The organism is Streptomyces sp. NPDC059456, from assembly GCF_042750055.1.
GTDB lineage: Bacteria > Actinomycetota > Actinomycetes > Streptomycetales > Streptomycetaceae > Streptomyces.
This window is the reverse complement of sequence record NZ_JBHYVA010000418.1, coordinates 4024-7554: the sequence shown is the minus strand read 5'-3', so window position 1 is coordinate 7554 and position 3531 is coordinate 4024. Positions and strand designations below refer to the sequence as shown.

Below are 3531 nucleotides of genomic sequence, written 5' to 3'. Positions count from 1 at the left end.
GCCACCCTCGCCCTGCTCCGCGACGACGAGCGCCGCGCCGAACTGGGCCGGCGCTCCCGCGAGCGGGTCGTCGAGAAGTTCACCCTCCACCAGTCCGTGGACGGCTTCCGCCACATCTACCGGGAACTCGCCGGCCAGCCCGTCCTGCCCGTCCACGCGGGCGACGACTGGACGCAGCGGCTCGCCGACCCCTGGTACCGCGAACTCGCCGCCGACGGGAGCCTGTGGTGAGCGGATCCCTCTGGCTGCGCGTCCCCGGCGGCGACACCCTGCCCGCCGTCGACCCCCTGGACGAACTCGCCGACCGGCTCGGCCCGTTCATCGCGGCGGCCGTCCACCCCGACGAGATCGCCGCGATCCTCGAATCCGACGGACTGACCGACGAGCACATCCGGCTCGCCTACGGGCGCCACGACTCCTTCGACCTCGCCGAGGAGCTCTACAGCCGGGTGCCCCGCTCCTTCCCCGAACCGGAACACGTCCCCGACCCCTGGAAGGTCTCCCTCACCGCCTGCCTGCTGCGCGGGGTGATCTTCGCGCTGCCCGGCCTCGCCTACGTCCTGGGCGCCCCCCTGCTGGAGGGCCCCAAGGACCGCCTGGGCCTGCCCGCGGGCACGCTGACCCTGCTCGCGGGGGCGCTCATCGGCTGGGTGTGGGACCAGACCCTGTCCCACCGCGCCTACTCCTGGACGGGACTGGGCGACCGGGCCGCCGCCGGACGGACCCTGCTGGTCGGCGCCCCCGTCGGCGCCCTGCTCGGCACCGCCGCCGCGCTGACCGTGCCCGGCGGGCCGCCGTTCTCGTACGCGTTCGCCGCCGGCCAGGCCCTGTACGTGGGCGCCGCCACCGTGCTGCTGGTCCTCGGCCGGGAACGGGTGCTGCTCGCCGCGCTCTCCCCGATGGCCGCGGGGTCACTCCTCGCACTGTTCACCGACCCGCCCCTGCCGGTACGGGTGGGCCTGCTGCTGGTGTCCCTGCTGGCCGCCTGCACCCTCGCCCTGCGGGAGCTGCCGCTGGCCGAGGGCGTACGGGCCGGCGTGCGCCGGATCCGCGGCTGGTCCGGACACGGCCCGGGCGAAGGCCCGGTGCGCTGGCGGATGCTGCGGGGCGCCGAGGAGGAGTACGGCCCGCGCGGACCCCGGATCGGGGACTCCGTGCCCTACGGGGTGTTCGGCCTCGGCACCGGCCTGCTCGTGCTGTACGCCGCCCTCGGGGAAGTGCTCGCCGGGGGTCCCGCCGAGGCCGTCGCCGCCCCGTCGGCCGTGGCGCTCACCCTCAGCATGGGGCCCGCCGAATGGCTGCTCCACCGCTTCCGCAGCGGGAGCCTCGCCGGGCTGCGGGCCGCCCGCTCGCCCCGCCAGTTCTGGCTGCGGATGCTCGGCACGCTGGGCCGCTGCCTCGCCGCGTACCTGGCGGTGCTGCTGCTCCTCGGGGTCGCCGGCACCCTGCTCTGGCCGGGAGCCCCCGGGCCGACCGGGGTCCGGGCCGCGACCTTGCTGCTGCTCGGCGCCGTCATGTGGACCGGGCTGCTGCTCCAGTCCTTCGGGGCGGTCCGGCCGGCCGCCGCCGTCTGCGCCTCGGCGGCCGCCGCCCAGAGCCTGGCCCTGCTGCTGGGGCTGGGGCAGCCGCGGCTGGTCCAGCTCGTCGTGGCCGGTGCGGCCGCGGCGGCGCTGGGCGCGCTGGTGTGCCTCCTGCTCGGCCGTGCGACGGCCCACCGCTGATCCCGTGACCCCGTACGAGAAGAAGGCCCCCATGCTGCTGGTGCCCCTCTACGAGCACCCCGCCGACCGGCCCGAGGACTGGGAGCTGCTGATCCGCTCCGCGGGCCGACTGCACTCCGTGGTCCTCAACCCCGCCAGCGGGCCGGGCGAGGCCCCCGACGAACGCTTCGCCTCCGTCGCCCGGCGGCTGCGCGACGCCGGGGTGCCCGTCCTCGGCTACACCGACACCGACTACGGCCGGCGCCCGCACTCCGCCGTCGTGCAGGACCTGCTGCGCCACCGCGACTGGTACGGCGCCGACGGGGCCTTCCTCGACCAGGCATCCGCCGATCCGGCCCTGCTGTCGCACTACGGGCGGCTCGCCGTCGCCGCCCGGGCCGCGGGCGCCCGCACCCTCGTCCTCAACCACGGGGTCCACCCGCACCCCGACTACGCCGCACTCGCCGACCTGCTGGTCACCTTCGAGGGCCCCTGGGACGCCTACCGGGAGGCGGCGGTGCCGCCCTGGACGGCCGACCACCCCGCCCAGCGGTTCTGCCACCTCGTGTACGCCGTCCCGCCGGGCGCGCCCGCCGCCGAGCTGGCCCGCCGGCGCGGGGCCGCGGTGCACTGCGCGGTCCCCGGGACCGGTGCGCACCCGTGGGGGACCCTCCCGTACGCCCTGGAGGCCGCCGGATGACGCGCACGCCCGGCCGCGGCCGCCGCGCCCTGCCCCTGGTCCTGCTGCTCCTGCTGGCCGCCTGCACCACCGAGCGGCCGGACGAGCCGGACGGCCTGGTGCCCGCCCCGCTGCCCGCCCCGGCGCCGGGACGGCGCTGGCAGCCGGCACCGGGGGTCAGCTGGCAGTGGCAGCTCACCGGGAAGCTCGACACCTCCGTGCAGGCGGCGGTGTACGACGTCGACGGGTTCAACACCACCAAGGAGCAGGTCGCCGGGCTGAGACGGGCGGGCCGGCGGACCGTCTGCTACGTGTCCACCGGCGCCTGGGAGGAGTTCCGCCCCGACGCCGGCGCCTTCCCGAAGGCGCTGCTCGGCAAGGGCAACGGCTGGGAGGGCGAACGCTGGCTGGACGTCCGGGGGCTGGCCGCACTGGAGCCGCTGATGGCGAAACGGTTCGACATGTGCCGCGACAAGGGCTTCGACGCGGTGGAACCGGACAACATGGACGGCTACCGCAACGAGACCGGCTTCCCGCTCACCGCCGACGACCAGCTCACGTACAACCGGCTGATCGCGAAGCTGGCGCACGACCGGGGGCTCGCGGTCGGGCTGAAGAACGACCTCGACCAGATCCCGCAGCTGGTGGGGGACTTCGACTTCGCGGTCAACGAGCAGTGCTTCGAGTACGACGAGTGCGAGCGGCTCACCCCGTTCGTCGCAGCGGGCAAGGCCGTCTTCCACGTCGAGTACGAGGGCCGGATCGGCCAGTGGTGCCCGCGCTCGCAGGAACTGCGGCTCAGCTCCCTGCAGAAGAAGTACGACCTGGACGCCTGGCGGCAGTTCTGCCCGCCCAAGGACGTGAGCGCCGGCACGAACGGGGACGGGGACGGGGGCCAGGGCCGGGGCTAGGCGACGGGGAGGACCGCGTGCACCCGGTAGCCGCCGCCGAACCGGGGTCCGGCGAAGCAGGAGCCGCCCAGCGCCGTGGCCCCCGCCCGCCAGACGATCAACCCCGGGGGGCCCCCCCCGCCCGCCGCCGCGGGGGCGGTGTCCTTTTTATTCTCCCCCCCCGCCCCCCGGGCCGGCTGCTGGGCGGTGGACCCCAACCCCCCCCACGGCCACGGCCTGGCGATCTGCGCGAACGGTGCCG

General features: G+C 76.1%; 3 protein-coding genes and 2 pseudogenes. 4 read left to right on the top strand and 1 reads right to left on the bottom strand.

All coding sequences use genetic code 11. The annotated features are described in order from the left end of the window. The 4 genes and pseudogenes from ACFXA3_RS28850 to ACFXA3_RS28835 all read left to right on the top strand — a co-directional run. Positions 1-231 (top strand): annotated as a pseudogene (locus tag ACFXA3_RS28850) (glycosyl transferase); the annotation flags it as partial. Continuing rightward, on the top strand, positions 228-1721 hold the full coding sequence (locus tag ACFXA3_RS28845; protein WP_385191435.1) for a hypothetical protein: 1494 nt from the start codon (positions 228-230) through the stop codon (positions 1719-1721). The pseudogene ACFXA3_RS28850 and the gene ACFXA3_RS28845, both read left to right, overlap by 4 nt. Positions 1722-1752: 31 nt before the next feature. Beyond that, positions 1753-2400, top strand: a complete 648-nt coding sequence (locus tag ACFXA3_RS28840; protein ID WP_385191436.1) for a spherulation-specific family 4 protein — start codon at positions 1753-1755, stop codon at positions 2398-2400. Then, positions 2397-3290, top strand: coding sequence for an endo alpha-1,4 polygalactosaminidase (locus ACFXA3_RS28835; RefSeq protein WP_385191434.1), 894 nt, complete (start codon positions 2397-2399; stop codon positions 3288-3290). Before ACFXA3_RS28840 ends, ACFXA3_RS28835 begins: the two co-directional genes overlap by 4 nt. Here the strand turns inward: ACFXA3_RS28835 and ACFXA3_RS28830 are convergent. Beyond that, positions 3287-3531, bottom strand: a pseudogene (locus ACFXA3_RS28830) (hypothetical protein); the annotation flags it as partial. The gene ACFXA3_RS28835 and the pseudogene ACFXA3_RS28830 overlap by 4 nt on opposite strands.